A 19093-nucleotide genomic window follows, 5' to 3' on the forward strand; every position below is an offset into this window, starting at 1 on the left:
GGTGCGCGCCTGCCGAAAACTGGAACGGGCTCGGGGAAAACAAAAAAACAGGATGCCCTAAGCCCGTACCGCCTGCAAGAAAAACGCCTTAACGCCCGCGACCATTTCCGCTCGATCCATCATATCGGGGTTGGAGATGATTTCATCGACCGCACCGTGCAGCGCATTGAAAAGGAGCACAGCCGTCAAACGCGGATTGGAGATTTTCCACGCACCTGCGGAATTGCCGTCGGTCAACAACGCATCGAGCCGGACGATTGCCGGATTTTCCTGCTTCATGCGCCGCAGGGGCGGATGAAAATCATGGAACACCATGTCGTGTATCCTGTAATTGTCCAGATAGCCGGCGATCCCCGTCTCGGCCCACGCTACCAGCTTTCCGTGCCAGTCATCGGCCGGATATTGGCCCAACTGACGCTCCAACCCCTCGCAGAACCCGTCGATAAATCGCTCCCGCAAGGCGATCAGGATGTCGTCCTTGCTGCGAAAATGCAGATAGAACGTACCTTTTGCTACATCGGCAAGGCGGACAATTTCATCCACGCTCGTCGCCGCGAAGCCCTTTTCGAGGAAGAGGGCTTCGGCCGCAGCCATCAACTCATCGCGACGTATTTCAGCGGGCTTGGTGCGGGGTTTGGACTTGGTGGCGGTCGGCGGCAAAGCAATCTCCGGAACTTCAGGATGCCGCCAATCTACCCCGGATTGCCGCCCTGTCAAAAACAAGACTGTTTGGCCGAACCACGCGGTCTTCCAGCCAGTGCAGCGCTGCCTCGACATTGGAGAAGGTGCCAGCCGGAACACGGAACAGCTTTTCAGCGTCCATGCGGCTTGCCTGTTCATACACAGATTCGGGCACGATATTCACCATCCCCAGCACCTGTTCGCGAATGCGCTGCGCATTGCGCTGAAACCATTGCTTGACTTCACGCGCCGATCCTTCCGGATGCGTGAGAGCATCCTCGTCCAGAAACCGGCGGATCGTGACAAAGGGCTTTCCTTCATCAAGCCAGCGGTTCCAGGTATCAAAGAATTCACGGGTCTCCTCCATGGTCGATGCGCCCTTCGACAGGGTGATCACGTAGGGCCAGTTTTCCGTATGATGAAGCATTACGCTCCCTCCTGATCGATATTCCTGAATTTCGCAGCAATGTTGCCGCTGCGAGCCGTGACAACGATCCGGCGACCCGCACGCACACAAGCAGGTGTCCGAACCGCCGCACGACTCATGACTGACTATCAGTCAGTGAATTTGTGACACGAAAATATGAATATTACAATCATGTTTTGAAGGGAGTTTGTTGCCCGAATTTGGAAGGCGCCGGGCGCAGACCAAACCGCAGACCACCCCGGCACCATGTGTCGGGTTTTGCAGCGAACAGGTCCGAATATTCGGGAAGATTGCGGGCTATTGCCTCAGCCATTCAATTCAAAATCGAGCCCGATATCGAGGTTTGGCGCGCTGTGCGTCGTCCAGCCGACCGAAATCAGATCGACACCGCTTGCGGCAACGGCTGCGACCGTTTCCGGTGTAATGCCGCCCGAAGCTTCCGAAATGGCGCGGCCATCGATGATCGATACAGCCTCGCGCAACTGATCCGGTGACATATTGTCGAGCAGAACTGCGTCCACACCCACCGCCATTGCTTCATCAAGCTGTTGCAGCGTGTCAACTTCAACCTCGATCTTGACCATATGGCCTGCACCGGCCTTAGCGCGCTCGATGGCTTCGCGCACGCCGCCCGCAACTGCGATGTGGTTGTCCTTGATGAGCACCGCATCATAGAGCGCGAAGCGATGGTTCATACCCCCGCCTGCCCTGACCGCATATTTCTGCAAAGCACGCAGCCCCGGCGTCGTCTTGCGCGTGCAGACAATGGAAGCCCTGGTTCCCGCGACCGCCTTCACCAGATTGGCCGTTGCCGTGGCGATACCGGACAGGTGACCGAGAAAATTGAGCGCCGTTCGCTCACCCGCCAGGATCGACCGCGAACTGCCGGAAACACGGGCAATGTCGCTCCCTTTTTCAAGAAACTTGCCATCCCGGGCCATGCGCTCGAATGTGACATCCGGATCGACCAGACGAAACGCCATTTCAGCCACATCCAGCCCGGCGATGACACCCGGCTGGCGCAGGCTGAACAGCATGGCCGAGCGGTGATCCTCCGGTACGACGGCATTGCTGGTAATATCGCCGGCAAGCCCCAGATCTTCCAGAAGTGCGGTGCGCACCAGCGGTTCGACAACAAGCGGAGACAGGTGCGGCAGGTTCATGAAGCTATCCTGGAAATTCGGTTTGGATCGTTTATCTCGCGAGCCTGCGCAAACGCCGTCTCGAATGTGTGAAATCGGCGTCTGGCAATTGCATCCTTTTGCGGATGATCGATGCGGGCATGGCTTCCGCGCGACTCGCACCGTTCATATGCCGCAACCGCAGCGACCAGCGCCACCGCGGCGGCATCGTCTGACTCAGCGAGCGGAAGAAGGGTGGTGACCGCCACGCGCAAACCTTCTTCATCGCGCAACAGTCCTAGATGACTGGAAACGACGCGCCTTACCGGTTCGGGATCGGTATCTCCGGGCAGGCTGACAGGCGCGATTTGGCGAGCACCGATCACTTCGTCATCCACAAGGGCGTGAGCGGCGCGCAGCCCCATTGCCGCAGCTTCGAGCAAAGAATTGCTGGCAAGCCGGTTCGCGCCATGCAGGCCATTGCAGGCAGCTTCACCAACAGCCCACAGGCCGGGTATCGTGCTGCGCCCGTCAGCGTCGGTCTTGACGCCCCCCATGTGGTAATGGGTAGCGGGCCGCACCGGAATGGGGTCGCGCGAAGGGTCGATGCCATGCTGCCTGCAAAGCGCATCGATACCCGGGAAGCGGGTTGCAAAACCCGTCCCCAGAGCCGCCCGCGCATCGAGAAAAACCTTTCGACCTTGACCGATCTCGCTGCCAATGGCACGGGCAACGACATCTCGCGGGGCTAGCTCGCGGCCCGGAATGTCGGCCATGAACCGCTCACCGCGATCATTGATGAGTTCCGCGCCTTCGCCGCGCACCGCTTCGCTGACCAGCGGCAGACGCGGTGCAGAGACGGCAAGTGCAGTGGGGTGAAATTGCACAAACTCCATATCGGCAAGCACTGCGCCCGCACGACCCGCCAAAGCAGCCCCCTGCCCCAGATTGCCAAGCGGCGTGGTCGTAGCCTTATAGAGCCCCCCGATACCACCGGTCGCCAGAACCGCGCCGCGCGCGGCAACCGGTCCAGCATTCTCCAGGCAGGCACCGACCACACGGCCATCCTGCTTGATGAGCCGCAGGGCGCGGGTGTTTTCCATGACGGTGATCGAGGGCGTTGCCAGAACCTTCGCGATCAAAGCGCGCATGATGCCAGCGCCCGTCGCATCACCATCGACATGGACGATACGATGGCGACTATGCGCGGCTTCCAGACCTAGGGACAACGAACCGTCGGCCTTGCGGTCGAAGCGCACGCCATAGGCTTCCAGAGCAGCAATGACGTCCGCGCCCGCTGCTATGATTTCCGCAGCAACCGCCGCATCGCAGAGGCCATCGCCTGCTGCAATCGTGTCGGCCAGATGCAGCGCCGCACTGTCGTCCGCCCCGATACCCGCAGCGATCCCGCCCTGCGCCAAAGTGCTGGAACCGGACAGGCCAAGGCTTCCCGCTGTCACCAGCAGGACCGGCTGGGGTGATAGCGTCAGCGCGGTCATCAGCCCGGCAAGTCCACTGCCGACGATGAGAACCGGGGCCGTCCGGGTGTTGATCATATTGCCAGCATCCGTTCGACGGCGCGCCGGGCCGGCTCCATCAAAGCAGCGTCGACCACCACTTCATGACGATTGTTTTCCAATGCATCGCGGATATTGGCGAGGGTGATCCGCTTCATATGCGGACAAAGATTGCATGGGCGGATAAACTCGACATCCGGGTGATCAACGGCGACATTGTCGCTCATCGAGCATTCGGTCAAAAGCACCACGCGCTGCGGCTTCTTCTGACCGACATAGTCCGACATGACTGCCGTGGAACCGGCAAAATCGGCTGCCTCCACCACTTCCGGCGGGCATTCCGGATGCGCCAGAACCATGACGCCGGGATGGCTTTCGCGCAGTTCACGAATATCGTCCGGGGTGAAACGCTCATGCACCTCGCAATGGCCATGCCAGGCGAGGATTTCCACGTCTGTTTCACGCGCCACGTTCTGGGCCAGAAACTCGTCAGGAATCATCAGCACACGCGCCACACCGAGCGATTCCACCACCTTTTTGGCATTGCCGGAGGTGCAGCAAATGTCGGACGCCGCCTTTACGGCAGCAGATGTGTTGACATAGGTGATGATCGGCACGCCCGGATGCGCTTCACGCAAAAGCGCCACGTCTTGCGGCGTGATGCTGTCGGCCAGCGAACAGCCCGCGCCCATATCGGGGATCAGCACTGTCTTGCCCGGGTTGAGCAGCTTGGCCGTTTCGGCCATGAAATGCACCCCCGCCAGCACGATCACATCGGCATCGACTTCAGCCGCCTTGCGTGCCAGCGCCAGACTGTCGCCGACAATGTCGGCCACGCAGTGGAAGATTTCCGGCGTCTGATAATTATGCGCGAGGATGACGGCATTGCGCTTTTTCTTCAGCTCGAGAATGGCCGCGACATCGTCCTCGAAGCCGAGCCACTCCGCCTTTGGCAACACCCTGGCCACCCGGTCATAAAGTTGCGAAACGGAAACATGATCGTTCACGGTGGCCTCCAAGGTCACTTACGCATTTCCATTATACTCAATGTGAGCATTTCATAATCGCAACCTTATACTCGATTCGAGTATATTGTCAATCGCGGGAGATTGGCAGCTTGGCTCCCGCCAGATGACGCTCGGAAAGGGCGCGTTCCTCGACAATCGAGTAGCGGAAACGGAAGAGCTTTGCCGGGCGTCCGCCGGTTTCGCTGTGGCTTTCGCCGGTCTCTTCGACCAGATCCTGCTGTTCGATCAGGCGGCGGAAATTCTGCTTGTGCAGGCGCAGACCCGCCAGCGCTTCGACGGTGCGCTGCAATTGCAGCAGGGTGAAACTTTCCGGCATCAGCTCGAACACCACCGGGCGATATTTGATCTTGGCGCGCAGCCGCGCAATCGCCGTGGCAAGGATGCGACGATGATCGGCAAACATGGAGCGACCGTTCTCGTCTTCCTGCATACCGGCCTCGGCCACCAGACCGGCCTCGAACAGCAGCTCATAGCGCTGCAGCACAAGGTCTTCATTCCAGCGCCCGCTCCAATCTCCGCTCTCGAAGCCGAAAGTGAAGGCGATCCGCCGCATGCGCTGCGCCGTCAGTTCGGGCGTCTCTGCCCGGTAGGCCCAGACGAGCAGCGCGTTGTTGAGGTGTTCCATGATGGGCGGCTCGCCCTGGCGGTGATCTTCCCACGGCAGATAATCATACCAGCCGCGCCATCCAGCCTGCCCCGCAGCGGCGTCGCTTTCGCGTACCAGGCCCAGATAGCTGATTGAGATGATACGCTCGCCCTGTGCATGCCGGTCCCGATCGGCAAAGGTGTAGAGCTGCTCCAGATATCCGACCGGATGTGCGGTTTCCGACTGCACCCAGGCGCGCAGGCCTGCTTGCAGAGAGCGGTGCTCGCTCTCGAACGGACCGGATGGCAGGGCCTGCCCTCCCCGCACGGTCATGACGCGCGGCTGTTCGCCGGTAACAGCTGCCAGCACGGCTATCAATTCGGTATGGGCAATATCGTCAGTCACGGCCGCTCCAGAATACACTTCCGGCATTGAACGTGATTGAGCAACGAATACAAGGCACTGCGCGTTACCGGCCACAGCTTTCAGCGTTTAAGCCTTGTTCCCTGCTCCGAAAACATGTTCCGGCCCCGGAAAAGAGCGTGCCCGCACCTCCTCGGCATAGGCTTTGGCCGCATCCGAGACCTCTGGCGCCAGATGCGCAAAACGCTTCACGAAGCGCGGCGTGAAATCCTGAAAAAGCCCCAGCATGTCGTCTGAAACCAATATTTGTCCATCGCAGGCAGCAGATGCCCCGATGCCGACCGTCGGGATGGCAAGCGATGCGGTGATCTCACGCGCCAGCGGCTCCACCGTGCCTTCGATCACCAGCGCAAAAGCGCCCGCATCGGCAATGGCCTGTGCATCGCGGCGGATCTGATCGGCCTCTTCATCGCCGCGTCCGAGCGAGCGGAAGCCGCCGACCGTGTTGACCTGCTGCGGCATCAGACCGACATGGCCGAACACGGGAATGCCGCGCTTGACGAGGAAAGCAACCGTTTCCGCCATCTCCTCGCCGCCTTCGAGCTTCACGCCGTCGCAGCCGGTTTCCTGCATGACGCGGGCCGCATTACGGAACGCCTGTTCCTTCGATTCCTGATAGGAACCGAACGGCATATCGACAATAACACAGGCCTTCTCCACGCCGCGCATCACCGCCTGCCCATGGGCGATCATCATGTCGAGCGTTACGGCAAGAGTGGAATCCATGCCGTAGAGCACCATACCAAGCGAGTCGCCGACCAGCAGCAGGTCGCAATGCGGATCGAGCAGCCGCGCGATCGGTGTCGTATAGGCGGTCAGGCTGACAATGGGGCGTTCGCCCTTCATGGCCTGGATGGATTTAGGCGTCAGCCGCTTCTGTTTGACGGGTGCGCTCATTTCAGGCTGCCCTTTCCTGCGCGACATGTGCGATGACGCGGTTATCGAGAAGCCGGGTCGCGCCAAGACGAACGAACAGCGCAATGAGAACCGGGCGCCCCTGTACAGCTGTCAGGCGCTCCAGGGTTTCAGGGTCGCGCAACGCGACTACTTCGGGCGTTGCCAGCGGCTCGGTAGCGATGAAGGCGCGAATTGCGGCTTCCAGCGCATCAGGATCATCCATGCCGGAGCGATAGAGGCGTTCAGCCTCATCGAGCGCTTTCGGCACGATGACGGCGGCTGCGCGCTGTTCTGGCGTCAGATAGACATTGCGCGACGAACAGGCGAGGCCGTCATCCTCACGCACGGTCTCGACGCCGACGACACGCACCGGAATGGCCATGTCTTCCACCATGCGACGGATGATGACGAGTTGCTGAAAGTCCTTCTCGCCGAAATAAGCAGTATCCGGGCCTACGATATTGAAGAGCTTGCTGACCACCGTCGCGACACCGGCGAAGTGGCCGGGACGCGCCTCGCCTTCCATCTGGTTGCCGAGCGCGGGTACATCCACCACGGTCTGCATGGGGCGCGGATACATGTCGCTGACCGCTGGTGCGAAAAGATAATCGACACTGGCCCCGCGCAGCAGAGTTGCGTCGCGCTCCAGATCGCGAGGATATTTGTCGAGGTCTTCATTTGCGCCGAACTGCAATGGATTGACGAAGATGGACACGACAGTCACATCGTTTTCCGCCCTGGATCGATGCACCAGTTCAAGATGGCCTTTGTGGAGATAGCCCATGGTCGGCACAAAGCCGATGCGTTTTCCAGTCCGCCTTGCGGGCGCCAGAGCCTGACGCAACTCCTCTATGGTGCGGATGATCTGCATGAGGTCCTCCTCGCGACCGAAATTGTTGGCCGCGAGTCCTACAGCGTCAGCTTAAATATGACAACTGCCGAGGCAGATGCCTTCCCGACTGCCTCACTGCGTCGGGATCGTCACCGCACCAACCGTATTGCCGACAGCACGACCGAAACGATCAATCTGCTCGTCATAGGTTTTGCGCGTATTGGGATCGAACACCGCAATCGGCGCCGTGACCACCAGCGAAGCCGCCGTCCCGACACCCTGCGCCGTCCCTATCGCAACTGCACCCAGACGATCGCCGAGGCCGACCTGCGAATCCGTGATGGTCTGGCCCGCGACGAGACGCTTGCCGATCAGTTGCACGACTTCCGGGCTCGCGGCAAACTTGCCATGGTTGAGACGGTCTCCCGCCTTGAGCTGCGTCAGATCGATGACGGTGATGCCCGCTCTTTCCAGTTCGGAACGATAAGGCTCGATCGACGGGTCTATCTGGCCCAGGCGGTCGATATTGCCCGAAATGCGCCGGGACAATGCAAGCGCCTTGTCGTCCCGCGAGGTGAACAATGTGAAACGGGGATGCTGCTTGCCCATAGCAAGAAACTGCTTCGAAAACACATCAACGTCGAGATCGGGCGAGGCCAGAATGACATCCGTGATCTTGGCATTCACACGACCATCGCGAATAGCCATCTGCCGCAGGGCCTCGACCGTCAGCCAGCTGCCCATGGAATGGGCCATGACCGTGATATCCTTGACCTCGGGCTCGCGCACGATGGCTCGCAGAATCTGCTCCAGCGCATCGCGGGAATAGTTGGTGCTTTCCTTGTCGTAATTGTAGTCGAACACGCTGGCGCGCGACGGCCAGGTGAAAATGACCGGTGCTACATCGGCGCCCGAATCATGCACGATCTGCGCGAAGCGATAGACGGAATCCTCAAACGTATTGTTGAAACCGTGCACGAACACCATCACGCGGCGGCTCTTGGTCAGGTGCGGACGAACCCAACCTGCCATTTCCACGTCCGTCTTGACCGGCGTCACGCTGACGGTGGTGAAATCCTTCTGGGGATTGGGCGGCAGCTTCTTCGGCCACTGCACTTCACCCGCCTTGCGGTTTTTCTCCGGGGGAATGGATACGACGATCTCATTGAGCGATACGAGCTTGTCGCGCTCGCCGGAGAAAAGAATGCCGGGGTTATCGGACGGGCGGCGGGTGGTCGCGACGACGAGGTTGACCTTCGTCGTGCCGGGAGAGGCAGTATCGCCGATTGGAACGAGCACGCCTTCAGGGCGGCTGGCGCAACCGGTGAGCAGAGATACTAGAACAAGCAACGCAGGGGCAGACCAAGAAAAAATGCGCCGCAAAACCATACTCCCTAACACTACGCCAGCAGGGCTCTTACACCCGAATTTTGAAGGTTAACATATTCTTTACGTGAAACCTTCTGCCAAGCCCCCAATTATCCACCGTTGTCGAAAGACCAGCGGTTGCGGCTTATGGGTTACACACTGTTCAACAGCTGATACTTTCCCCGCAGTCAGCCCTGCCCGATATATCCGCCAACAGCAACTCCGTTTCTGAAGGAGGCACACATATGGCATTGGAACTGACAGGGCTGCACCATCTGACAGCCATTACCGCCGATGCGCCCGGCAACCGGCGCTTCTACACCGACACGCTCGGGCTTCGGCTCGTCAAGAAGACCGTCAATCAGGACGACACCAGCGCCTATCACCTGTTCTATGCGGACGGGCTGGCTTCACCCGGGACCGACATCACCTTTTTCGACTGGCCGGTACAGCGCGAACAGCGCGGCACCAATAGCGTCGCCCGCACCGGCTTGCGCGTGAACGGGGTCGAAAGTCTTGATTGGTGGCGAAAGCATCTGACTGAGAAGGGCGTCCAGACGAGCGACATTTTCGAAGCTGCGGGACGCGCCGTTCTCGACTTCGAGGACCCCGAGGGGCAGCGGCTGCGCCTGACCGATGACGGCGGCGCGGGTGAAACGCATAGCTGGGCACGAAGCCCGGTTCCCGTGGAAAGGCAGATCAGGGGGCTCGGTCCGATCACGCTCAGCGTTCCCGAATTGGCGCCGACCCAGATCATCCTGGAAAAGGTCATGAACATGCGTCAGACCGGCGACTATGCTTCACCCGATGGCGAAGGCCATGTCCATGTCTTCTCGATGGGACCGGGTGGTGCGGCAGCCGAACTGCATGTCGCCGTACAACCAAACCTGCCAACCGCATGGCAGGGTGCAGGCGCCGTACATCACGTCGCATTTCGCACACCGGATCAGGAAAGCATGCAGGATTGGGTCGAGCGCCTGCGGTCCGTTCGCATGCCGTCAAGCGGCGAGGTGGAGCGCTATTATTTCCGCTCACTCTACTTCCGCGAGCCGAACGGCATCCTGTTTGAAATCGCCACGGACGGCCCCGGCTTCGCGGTTGACGAACCACTGGAAAGCCTTGGCGAAAGCCTGTCGCTTCCGCCTTTCCTTGAAGGAAAGCGTGAAGCGATCGAACGAAACCTGAAACCGCTTGATTGATGGAGTAAAAGGGCTGCGGAATTCTCCGCAGCCCTTTTACTTATATCTTGTCTCGAAGCCAGTCGCTTGCGATGCGGATATCTTCATCGATGAGCGCATGGCCCGCTTCGACTGTGCTGACGGTAAGCGCCGCTCCATCTTCTCGCAGGACTTTTTCCAGCGTTCCGGCCTCGTCGCCAAAAGGATCGGAAGCACCTTTCATCAGAAGCACCGAAGCATCGGACAAATCCGCCCCTTCGGGCTGTTCTTCCAGAACTTCCTGCCCGCGCAGAAGGATCGCCGTGCGAACTACGTGAGGATGCAGGCGCATGAAGGCGGCCAGCAGATTGGCGCCGTTGGAGTTCCCGATGAATGCCGTCCGGTCCGGATCGATGCCATAGGCAGCAACGGCTCCCTCGACGAAAGCCTTGAATGCTTCGGCTTCAAACCGGATATCGGCCTGATCGAACCGCTTGAGGTCAAAGCGGCGGAACCAGCGCTGGATACCCTCTTCCGTGCTGCGTCCACGCACGCCTAGAAGGGTTGCGCGCGGCGCCACCTTACGGGCGAAGGGCATCAGGTCATTTTCGTTTCCGCCAGTGCCGTGCAGGAGCACCAGCGTGCTGCCATCGGCATCTTCCGGCTGGTGTATCCGGTGAATGAAAGGCAGGTCGCGGTAGATCACTCGCTCCTCTCCCGGCAGAGCGAATTGCGGCATCCGTACGCGGATCGCATCCGCCTTTTCCTCATTGCCCGGCGGCACGAACAAAAATTTCCCCAGTTCTTCAACCGGCTCGTCTATCGTGAAGCCCGGCGCATCGGTTGCAAATTCGAACAGCGTTCCGGCCGGTTCGCGCACATAGAGCGAAGTGAAATATTTGCGGTCGTGCACATTGACGGCACTGGAGTTCAGCTTTGAAAGCTCCTTCTCCGCCCTTTCCACTTCACCTGTGTCAGCGGCGCGAAAAGCAACATGGTCGGCGATGCCGGTACCCGGAATGCCCGGCCAGAAGCCGCCCGCGTCGCGCACATCGATAGCGTCGCCCGAATCCGACAAGAGACGCTCTATCGTGCCTTCTTTGGCCGCAGCTCTGAATCCGAAATGACGCTCGATGAAACGGGCAGTCTGCTCCGGGGTTTCGGACAGGACGGTCGCGGCCCGCAAGCGCCTGACCGCGAAAACGGCGGGTATGCCCTCGCTTTCCCAGGCATCATTGGCGGCAAGATCGCAGCCGATCAGCTTCACAATCACTCCGTCAGGATCGCGCAGGCGCAGGACCGGTTCGCCGAATTCCTGCACCGGCCCTTCGGACGGCACATGATAGCGCAGCGCGCGTTCCAGCCAGAAACCGATGGCAGTTCGATCTATAGCCAGCGCAATTTCACCAACCTGTCCATGACCGACGCGGCCCCTGGAGCCATCCTCCCAAACCAGAAACGTGACCAGCGATCCGGGTGTGCCGGTACGATCCCCGTAGAACAGGTGGAGCTGCTCGGCATCCTCGAATCCACCCGTCTGCTTGACGATGCGCAGCCCCAGAAAGCCGACGTAGAAATCGACATTCGCCTGCACTTTTCTGGTGATGAGGGTGATGTGGTGGATGCCGCTTGTCATGGACGCTTCTTCCCGATTTCAGAACCTGGACCAGAAATAGAGTAGAGGCCGCGAATTGCCTATGGGCTTGCGCGGTTACGCATTGTCAACGCATCAGAACAAATAGGGGAAGCTGAAAAAGAAAAAGGCCGCGCGGGAGGAGGATGCGCGGCCTGATCTTGAATACGGCTTGGGAGGAGGAGTGCCGTATTCCTTATCGAGTTCTGGGAGGAGGAGTGAACTCGATGAAGAGATGTTTACCCGGCACCTCCCTCAGCAGCAACGACCATTAATGCATATCAGTTATGCAAAGACGTTGACGCTCACGAAAAAGGCAGGCCCTCTGGAGCGGTTCTGTTTTCACAGGTCCGTTCAAAACCACTCTAACCAATTGTTTTTATGAAAACGCTCACCCAGATAAAACGCCGGTTTCCGGGCGTTTATAGAAAGTGAGCGATCAGGGGCGCGGCCAGCACATTCACCAGTCCTACAAGCACCATGACCAGCCCGGCAATGGAACCTTCCTCGCTGCCGATCTGATGCGCCTTCGCAACACCGGCGCCGTGGGCGCCCATGCCGAAAAGGGCTCCGCGTGCCAGCGCCGAGCGGATGGGCAGCCAGTTGAGCATAACTTCGCCCATCGCCGCGCCGAACACGCCCGTGAGCACCACAAAGATGGCAGTCAGATCCGGCGTGCCGCCAATGTCGCCGGAAACCGTCATCGCAAATGGCGTACTCATCGAGCGGGGCATCAGGCTGAGGCTGATAGCTTCATTTAGTCCCAACAGATGTGCCAGACCCCATGCGGAAGCCATTGCCGACGAACTTCCCACCACCACGCCTGCCAGAAGCACCGGCCAATAGCGGCGGATCGTGGCGCGTTGCTGATAGATCGGGATTGCAAAGGCAACGGTTGCAGGTCCCAGCAGCGCGACCAGCCAGTGGGTGGCGCTGAAATAGCCGCGATAGTTCTGGTTGAGCGCGATGACGAGCGCCATCAGCAACAGTGGCGTGACGGCAAGCGGTGTCAGCCACCACATGGGAAAACGGCGGTAGACGCGCTTGGCCGCGAGATAAAGCAGGATCGTTGCGGCGGACCAGAAAAGCGTCGCTACAAGCGGGTTACTTAGCGACATAACGCAGGCTCCACCGGTAGCAGAGGTCGACCGTCAATGCGGTGACGCTCATCACCGTCAATGTGCCCAGCAAAATCACGGCCATGATCTTGAGGCCGAGCAGGCCTATCAATTCCTGATGCTCAAGTACCGCAAGAACCGCAGGAACGAAAAAGAGCAGCATCTCTGCCAGGAACCACTCCGCACCGCGCTTCATGCTGAAGAGGCTGATGCGCCCGCTCAGAAGGAGAGCCAGCACCAGCGCCATCCCCACAATGCCGCCGGGAAGCGGGAGGCCCACCAGGCGAACGAAGAACTCACCCGCCAGCCAGAAGCCAACCAGCGTCGCGATCTGCATCAGGCGACTGTGATGCAATACGTAACGAAACCGGATCAAGAGGCTGTGGGCGTTCATGTGCTTTTCCAATAGGAACCGAGGCATTTTCATCGATGAATATAGGCGGGGAGGCGCTATTCTAGAAATGAATTGATTTCATTGCAGCTATTCCGTAATAGAATGGCTCATGAATTTGCGCAGCTTCCAGGCATTTGTCGAAGTGGTGCGGCAGGGCGGTTTTTCCGCTGCCGCAAAAGCCATCAACGCGACCCAATCGACCGTCAGCAAGGCGGTCAGGCAGCTTGAGGACGAATTGGGGCTGGTCCTGCTTGATCGTGAAGTTTCGCCCTCGCGGCTCACTGCGGCGGGCGAGATCGTCTTCCGACGCGCGCTCGCGATGCTGGCGGAAAAGGACGACATGTTGGCCGAGCTCAATGAACTGCGCGGCCTCAAGCGCGGCCTCCTGAGGCTCGGGCTGCCGCCTATCGGCTCCAGCGTGCTTTTTGCGCCCGTTTTCGCAGCCTATACGAAGCTTTATCCGCAGATCGACATTCAACTGGTCGAGCACGGCAGCAGAAGGCTGGAGGAACTGCTGCTGGCGGGCGATGTGGAACTCGCGGCTTCGCTTCTGCCGGTTGGAGACAGTTTCGAATGGCAGGATGTGCGATGCGAACCGGTTGTGGCGCTGCTCCCGACCGATCACGCGAAGGCACAAGGCGATGGCGTTTCGCTGCCGGATATCGCCAGCCTGCCTTTCATTCTTTTCGAGAGCGGCTTTGCCCTCAATCATATCATCCTTGATGCATGTCGTTCGCATGGATTCTCTCCGAACGTTGCGGTCCGTTCCAGCCAGATCGACTTCATCGTGGAACTGGTGGCAGCGGGCATGGGGATCGGCTTTCTGCCGAAAATGATCGCGGAACAGCGGCATCACCCCGGCGTGCGCATTCACAAGATCAATGGCGCGGACGTGAGCTGGCATCTGGCGTTGATCTGGCGGAAAGGTGCATTCCTGTCTCACGCCGCTCGGGCATGGCTCGAGCTCAGCAAAGCCCGAACCGGCGCTGCATCATCTTGAAACACCCGTCATATCGCCTATCTCAAATAGACATACCGACTGGATAAGTGCCTTCGGCACCACTTCAGCCATAGGCCCGTGTGTAGAATATTGCTCTACCCACCCGTTTCAAAGCGCATGACGCCTGAAACCGCCGACGGATTTCTGCTCTGCGCGTCATCAGAAGGAGGCTATGATGGAAGGTCAGGTTATATTCTATAAGGACGACAGAATACTCTACCGGCACCATATCGATGTGCAGGAAGACGATTATTCAAAGGGCGTCAATGATGCGCTCATTGCCTTTCAGCGTAACTATGCTGGCTTCGACCTCGCAAGCGACAACATTCACATCCGTTTCAAGAAACCGGGCGATGTGTAAGTTTTGGAGGTTTCCTGCGGATCGGTTCAGGGTCGCGTTTCCAAAAGAACAACGACCCTGACATGTTCACGCGAAAGCGGCTTCGCGAGCAACGCGATGAATATCTGTACGGGAAAGCCCCAGATCGGAAAGCTCGCGGTCTGTGCAGCCGCTGAGTTCGCGAACGTTTTCGCGATATTGCATCCAGCGATGGAAGTGGGTACGAAGATTCATTGTGGTATCCCCTTTTTTATCTTCCTCCCGAGTGTGAGCTTCCGCCTTCCTGTGCCGTTTGAGAAGTGCATTTCCTGCATGGCAGCCGTGATCGCAGCGAAATCCCAGCATTTCCACCGGATTTCAATTTCTTCCGAGAAATAGTCTCCAAATATCGTATTCATTATGTAATTCTGGTTTAGAGATGCCCGCTATTTCACAGTCGGCCGTGGTTCGTTCTATTTTGAGTTGGAGTGCATGAAAAAGACCTTGATCATCGTCGGCAACGCGCCTTTGCCGCGCGATCTTTCTGCCGAAGTGGATGCAGCGGATTTTGTTGTCCGTTTCAATGAACCCAAACAATCAATCGGCATGAGTGGCACCCGGACGGATATCCTGATGCTGGCAACCTCCAGCAAGCCCATGCAGCGGCGTCTGCGCGATCCGGGCTTCGTACAGACACCGACCTTCAAGGCAGCCAAGGAAGTGATGCTGGCCTATCATCCCAGCATCATCCGCAAATACCACCCCCGCCCGAATTTCCTTTCCCGCCTCAAGGGACGGCGCGGTGACTGGACCATGCAGACCATTGAGGTTGTCGGTTCTGCCGGCAAGGAAATCCGGATAATGCCGCCCCAGTTCTATCTGGCCGGGTGCAAAGAGCTGGGCGTAACCGAAGAGAACATAAGCAAAGTCTTTCCAAGTACTGGTTTTTTTGGCATCTGGTACATGCTCGAAAAGTGCCCGCAGGAAAGCTGGGACGTGAAAATCTGCGGCTTCACCTGGGAAGGATGGAAACGTCACACCTGGGGGGATGAGCGCAGCTGGGTTGAGCAAAAGGTAAAGTCCGGGCGTATCAGCCTTATTCAATGACGCTGCACATACCTATAATTTTCGGCAGAAGGCGTGAGAACGATCACGAGGCAATCGCTTTAAAGGAGCATATGAATGAGTGAACCGTTGCGCATTTTCATCGGGTGGGATTCTCGCGAGCCCATCGCATACGACGTCGCCAAAGCATCGGCGTTGAAGCATTCTTCTATTCCGTTGGAAATCGTGCCGATCAAGCTGCAGGATCTTGTGGAACAGGAGCCTACACGCGAGAAGTCGACCCGCTGGCGTCGACTGAGTTTACCTATTCGCGTTTTTTCACGCCATGGCTTGCGGGCTATAAGGGCTGGGCACTTTTTTGCGATTGCGACTTCCTTTTCCTCGGCGATATTGCTGGCCTTCAATCCTATAACGATCCTTCGAAAGCCGTTTATTGCGTTCAGCACGATTATCAGCCCAAAGACAGCGTGAAGATGGATGGAAAGGTGCAGACCAGCTATCCGCGCAAGAACTGGTCTTCCTGCATGCTGTTCAACTGCGAGCATCCTTCGACGCGCAAGCTGACGCCCGAACTGGTCAACCGCGAAAGCGGGGCCTATCTGCACCGTATGCAGTGGGCTGCCGACGATGAAATCGGTGCGTTGCCGACGGATTACAACTGGCTTGAAGGCTGGAACGAGAAGCCGGAAACCGGACTGCCGAAAGTCGTCCATTACACGCGCGGCGGGCCGTGATTCAAGGACTGGCAGAATGTCGACTACGCCGATTTGTGGCGGGCGGAAGCCGATCGTGTCGAACCAGGCTGGCAGCCTGTCTGATCTGCAAAATTCCTGGAGCTTTTCCATGTGTTCCAAGGTAAATAGGGACCATGAACGAAACGCGTCCTGACATTACCGCGAGTGACGGCCCGCAGAGGGCCGTCAAGGCTTTCATCATCCATCTGGAGCGCGCCACCGACCGCCAGCCCCAGGTCGAAGAGCTTATTCGAAAGCTGCCGATTGAAACAGACGTCGTCAACGCTGTCGACGGTCGCACGCTCGATGCGCAAACGATCAGCCGTGTCTATCGGCGGTCGGCACACAAGCCCCGCTATCCATTTCAACTCAGCACCAATGAAATTGCCTGTTTCCTTTCGCACCGGAAGGCCTGGCAGGCTATTGTCGATCAAGGGCTGGACGCAGGTCTGGTGCTGGAAGATGATGTGGAACTGACGCCGGAATTTGCCGCAGCCTATTCCGCCGCATGCCAGTTTCTCAAAGCCGACAGTTTTATCCGCTTTCCCTTTCGCGAGCGGGAAAGCGGTCGGGTGGTACTGACGACGGAAGGTGCACGCATCATCGAGCCGGTGCCGGTCGGCCTCGGCATGGTGGCGCAGCTTATCGGGCGGGAAGCCGCGCAACGGCTGCTCTCGGCAACCGAAGTCTTCGACCGCCCTGTAGACACCACCGCGCAAATGAACTGGGTAACCGGGCTGAAACCACTGTCCGTCCTTCCGGGCGGCGTGAAAGAAATTTCGGTGCAGCTGGGCGGCAGCACGATCCAGAAATCACGCTCCCTGCCAGACAAGCTGAAGCGTGAAATCTTGCGCCCGCTTTATCGCTGGAAGATAAAATCGCGCTCGCGCGCAGCTGTTTGAGGTTCTCGTGCCTGTTCCGATTCTTCTTTATCACCAGATAGACGTGCCGCCGACGCACCGCGCGCCCTATCGCAGCATGATCGTTCATCCGGATCGCTTTCGCCAGCAGATGGCGTGGCTGAAAAGGCTGGGTTATCGCGGCCTGTCGGTGCGGGACGCACTGCCTTACATCTACGGCAAAAAGCAGGGCAAAGTTGCTGTCATCACCTTTGACGATGGTTTCGAGAACGTCTTCTGCAATGCGCTGCCCGTGTTGCAGGAGTTCGGCTTCACCGCCACAAACTATTTCGTCGCCAACCAGATTGGCGGTTTCAATCTTTGGGATCAAAAGATCGGCGTTGCGCGCGCCACCTGCATGAGCGTTGCGGAATTGCGAGAATGGGCAACGCTCGGGCATGAAGTTGGTTCGCACACGCTCGACCATATCTTACTTCCAGACGCGAGCGAAAAGGATGCCATAGCGCAGATTCACCAATCGCGGACAAGGATCGAGGACGTGCTCGGCAGCGAAGTCACGTCTTTCGCCTATCCTTACGGTGGAGAAAACGCAGCGACACGCAAGATCGTCGAAGCGGCAGGTTATACAAACGCGACGACGACGGAAAAACGCCGCGCAAGACCAACTGATGATCCGTTCGGCATTCCGCGCCTTACGATCAGGCGCAATGATATGTTGCTGCAGTTCTTGCGTAAGACCTTTACGCGTTAATGCGGCACTTCGGTCCCGCCGCCGGCTTTATATCTCGCAAATCGGCCATGAAGCCACGTTCAACGAGACCGGCAGGGCCTGTGTATTGCAACGAGCCTTCGTAAACGAGTGACAGGTCATCCGAAAAACGCTCGTTTTCAACGATTGCCCGATAATGTTCGGCCCCGCCCGCGTGGCTCTTTTCCGAGGCGATACGTTTGAATTCGCTGACCGAGAGCGATGAAAACCGATAATGGAGAAGAGCCCCGGTAGCGGGTAGAAAATTACGGAAACACGGTCCCGGCCCGTGAATGCTACCTCGGCGATAATCCGTTTTCCCGTCGACCCAAATCAGCGGGAATTTTGAAAGGCGCATGCTGCGTCCGAACAGGCGCAGACGCGGTCCACCGCGCACAGCTACGCCAAACTTTTCCGGCGTCACCGTATAGCCGTCGCCATCGAAATGTGAGGACACCTCGAACGGGTATCTGGTCCCATCATCGACAAAAACCCCTTCGCGCAGCAAACCGCCGGGATACATATCGATCATCGGCGCCAGGCATCGGCGAATTCCGTTCTGCTCCAGCTCCTCGATAAACGAGCGGATATTCCGCTGCTCCATTCTCGGAAACACGAAGAACTCATCGGCATCGACAGACAGATACCAGCGTCCGCGCCCATAAAGATTGAACAGAGCATCGCGCCAGGCACGGCCGCGGTCGGCCTCTGCATAACGAATGCTCGAGGAGTACAGATCCACATCAGGGGCGCTGGATAATATTTCAGCCGTACCATCGTCCGACCGGTCGTCAACGACGATGAAGCGCGTAACACCCATCTCGCGATAATAGCGCAAAAAGGATTTGATGTAGGCTGCTGCATTGCGCACCACGCAAACGAGCGGCAGATCATCGGGCTTCAAAGTCTGGAAGCTTCCAGCTGTGGCGATAAGATTTGCCTTGTTTTTTCGGTTTGGAACCGAAAGCTGCACATGACGCCATAGCAATCGCAAATGTCGCATCGGGGAAGCGCCCCAATAGGCGTTCCAATCGCCAGTGTTTGAGGCTGGATAGTTCATCGCCGAGCGCGTTGATTTCATGCAAATGCCGCGTTTTGTGTTGGATGCTGGAAACAGCTGGCGATTTTTGGCTGCTTATTCAAGCAACTCTGCGTCGAAACCAATCACTCTGCGCGATATTCCGA

The 19093-nt window shown here is 58.4% G+C and carries 20 protein-coding genes and 1 pseudogene; 7 read left to right on the forward strand and 14 right to left on the reverse strand.

Features of this window, described 5'->3' with window-relative positions:
- Window positions 1–57 precede the first annotated feature (57 nt).
- From ACS5UA_RS04245 to ACS5UA_RS04285, 9 genes are all read right to left on the reverse strand, one after another.
- Window positions 58–660 (reverse strand): TetR/AcrR family transcriptional regulator, encoded by a 603-nt coding sequence (locus ACS5UA_RS04245; RefSeq protein ID WP_021586221.1) that lies wholly within the window; start codon window positions 658–660, stop codon window positions 58–60.
- Between the two features lie 16 nt (window positions 661–676).
- On the reverse strand, window positions 677–1108 hold the full coding sequence (locus ACS5UA_RS04250; protein ID WP_021586222.1) for a hypothetical protein: 432 nt from the start codon (window positions 1106–1108) through the stop codon (window positions 677–679).
- Between the two features lie 305 nt (window positions 1109–1413).
- A complete protein-coding gene (nadC, locus tag ACS5UA_RS04255; RefSeq protein WP_113463492.1) occupies window positions 1414–2271 on the reverse strand; it encodes a carboxylating nicotinate-nucleotide diphosphorylase in 858 nt (285 codons plus the stop codon).
- Window positions 2268–3785 (reverse strand): L-aspartate oxidase, encoded by a 1518-nt coding sequence (locus ACS5UA_RS04260; RefSeq protein ID WP_196107518.1) that lies wholly within the window; start codon window positions 3783–3785, stop codon window positions 2268–2270. The genes nadC and ACS5UA_RS04260 overlap by 4 nt, the downstream gene beginning before the upstream one ends.
- Complete coding sequence (nadA, locus tag ACS5UA_RS04265; RefSeq protein WP_162759256.1) at window positions 3782–4753, reverse strand: quinolinate synthase NadA; 972 nt, start codon at window positions 4751–4753, stop codon at window positions 3782–3784. Before nadA ends, ACS5UA_RS04260 begins: the two co-directional genes overlap by 4 nt.
- Window positions 4754–4841: 88 nt before the next feature.
- Window positions 4842–5792, reverse strand: coding sequence for an NUDIX hydrolase (locus tag ACS5UA_RS04270; protein WP_113463489.1), 951 nt, complete (start codon window positions 5790–5792; stop codon window positions 4842–4844).
- A gap of 60 nt (window positions 5793–5852) precedes the next feature.
- Window positions 5853–6680 (reverse strand): 3-methyl-2-oxobutanoate hydroxymethyltransferase, encoded by an 828-nt coding sequence (panB, locus tag ACS5UA_RS04275; RefSeq protein WP_113463488.1) that lies wholly within the window; start codon window positions 6678–6680, stop codon window positions 5853–5855.
- 1 nt (window position 6681) lies between these two features.
- Window positions 6682–7551, reverse strand: a complete 870-nt coding sequence (gene panC / locus ACS5UA_RS04280) for a pantoate--beta-alanine ligase (protein WP_113463487.1) — start codon at window positions 7549–7551, stop codon at window positions 6682–6684.
- 93 nt (window positions 7552–7644) lie between these two features.
- Window positions 7645–8901 (reverse strand): alpha/beta hydrolase, encoded by a 1257-nt coding sequence (locus ACS5UA_RS04285; RefSeq protein ID WP_031346485.1) that lies wholly within the window; start codon window positions 8899–8901, stop codon window positions 7645–7647.
- Window positions 8902–9125: 224 nt separating this feature from the next.
- Here ACS5UA_RS04285 and ACS5UA_RS04290 point away from each other — a divergent pair, with 224 nt between their 5' ends.
- On the forward strand, window positions 9126–10079 hold the full coding sequence (locus ACS5UA_RS04290) for a ring-cleaving dioxygenase (RefSeq protein ID WP_443101198.1): 954 nt from the start codon (window positions 9126–9128) through the stop codon (window positions 10077–10079).
- Between the two features lie 40 nt (window positions 10080–10119).
- On the opposite strand, the gene ACS5UA_RS04295 is transcribed toward ACS5UA_RS04290, so the two are convergent.
- From ACS5UA_RS04295 to ACS5UA_RS04305, 3 genes are all read right to left on the reverse strand, one after another.
- Entirely contained in the window at window positions 10120–11673 is a 1554-nt protein-coding gene (locus ACS5UA_RS04295) for a VOC family protein (RefSeq protein WP_113463485.1), read from the reverse strand.
- A gap of 419 nt (window positions 11674–12092) precedes the next feature.
- On the reverse strand, window positions 12093–12788 hold the full coding sequence (locus tag ACS5UA_RS04300) for an LrgB family protein (protein ID WP_113463484.1): 696 nt from the start codon (window positions 12786–12788) through the stop codon (window positions 12093–12095).
- Complete coding sequence (locus ACS5UA_RS04305; protein ID WP_021586232.1) at window positions 12775–13182, reverse strand: CidA/LrgA family protein; 408 nt, start codon at window positions 13180–13182, stop codon at window positions 12775–12777. Before ACS5UA_RS04305 ends, ACS5UA_RS04300 begins: the two co-directional genes overlap by 14 nt.
- Window positions 13183–13291: 109 nt before the next feature.
- Here ACS5UA_RS04305 and ACS5UA_RS04310 point away from each other — a divergent pair, with 109 nt between their 5' ends.
- Together ACS5UA_RS04310 and ACS5UA_RS04315 are read left to right on the forward strand one after the other, a co-directional pair.
- Window positions 13292–14182 carry a LysR family transcriptional regulator gene (locus tag ACS5UA_RS04310; protein WP_113463483.1) on the forward strand — a complete coding sequence of 297 codons (891 nt, stop codon included), beginning with the start codon at window positions 13292–13294 and terminating at the stop codon, window positions 14180–14182.
- 175 nt (window positions 14183–14357) lie between these two features.
- Window positions 14358–14543: a hypothetical protein gene (locus ACS5UA_RS04315; protein ID WP_021586234.1), complete on the forward strand. Its 186-nt coding sequence runs from the start codon at window positions 14358–14360 to the stop codon at window positions 14541–14543.
- Window positions 14544–14609: 66 nt separating this feature from the next.
- On the opposite strand, the gene ACS5UA_RS04320 is transcribed toward ACS5UA_RS04315, so the two are convergent.
- Complete coding sequence (locus ACS5UA_RS04320) at window positions 14610–14756, reverse strand: DUF1127 domain-containing protein (protein ID WP_022568352.1); 147 nt, start codon at window positions 14754–14756, stop codon at window positions 14610–14612.
- A 237-nt stretch (window positions 14757–14993) separates the two neighbouring features.
- Between ACS5UA_RS04320 and ACS5UA_RS04325 the strand changes: the two genes are divergently transcribed.
- From ACS5UA_RS04325 to ACS5UA_RS04340, 4 genes and pseudogenes are all read left to right on the forward strand, one after another.
- Complete coding sequence (locus tag ACS5UA_RS04325; protein ID WP_113463482.1) at window positions 14994–15608, forward strand: glycosyltransferase family 29 protein; 615 nt, start codon at window positions 14994–14996, stop codon at window positions 15606–15608.
- A 75-nt stretch (window positions 15609–15683) separates the two neighbouring features.
- Window positions 15684–16384: pseudogene (locus tag ACS5UA_RS04330) on the forward strand (glycosyltransferase).
- A 50-nt stretch (window positions 16385–16434) separates the two neighbouring features.
- Window positions 16435–17202, forward strand: coding sequence for a glycosyltransferase family 25 protein (locus ACS5UA_RS04335; protein WP_113463481.1), 768 nt, complete (start codon window positions 16435–16437; stop codon window positions 17200–17202).
- Window positions 17203–17209: 7 nt separating this feature from the next.
- Complete coding sequence (locus ACS5UA_RS04340; RefSeq protein WP_113463480.1) at window positions 17210–17911, forward strand: polysaccharide deacetylase family protein; 702 nt, start codon at window positions 17210–17212, stop codon at window positions 17909–17911.
- Here ACS5UA_RS04340 and ACS5UA_RS04345 read toward each other — a convergent pair.
- Window positions 17901–18989 (reverse strand): glycosyltransferase family 2 protein, encoded by a 1089-nt coding sequence (locus ACS5UA_RS04345; protein ID WP_113463479.1) that lies wholly within the window; start codon window positions 18987–18989, stop codon window positions 17901–17903. The genes ACS5UA_RS04340 and ACS5UA_RS04345 overlap by 11 nt on opposite strands.
- Window positions 18990–19093 lie beyond the last annotated feature (104 nt).

Source organism: Brucella sp. RRSP16 (genome assembly GCF_052246815.1).
Classification (GTDB): Bacteria; Pseudomonadota; Alphaproteobacteria; order Rhizobiales; family Rhizobiaceae; genus Brucella; species Brucella intermedia.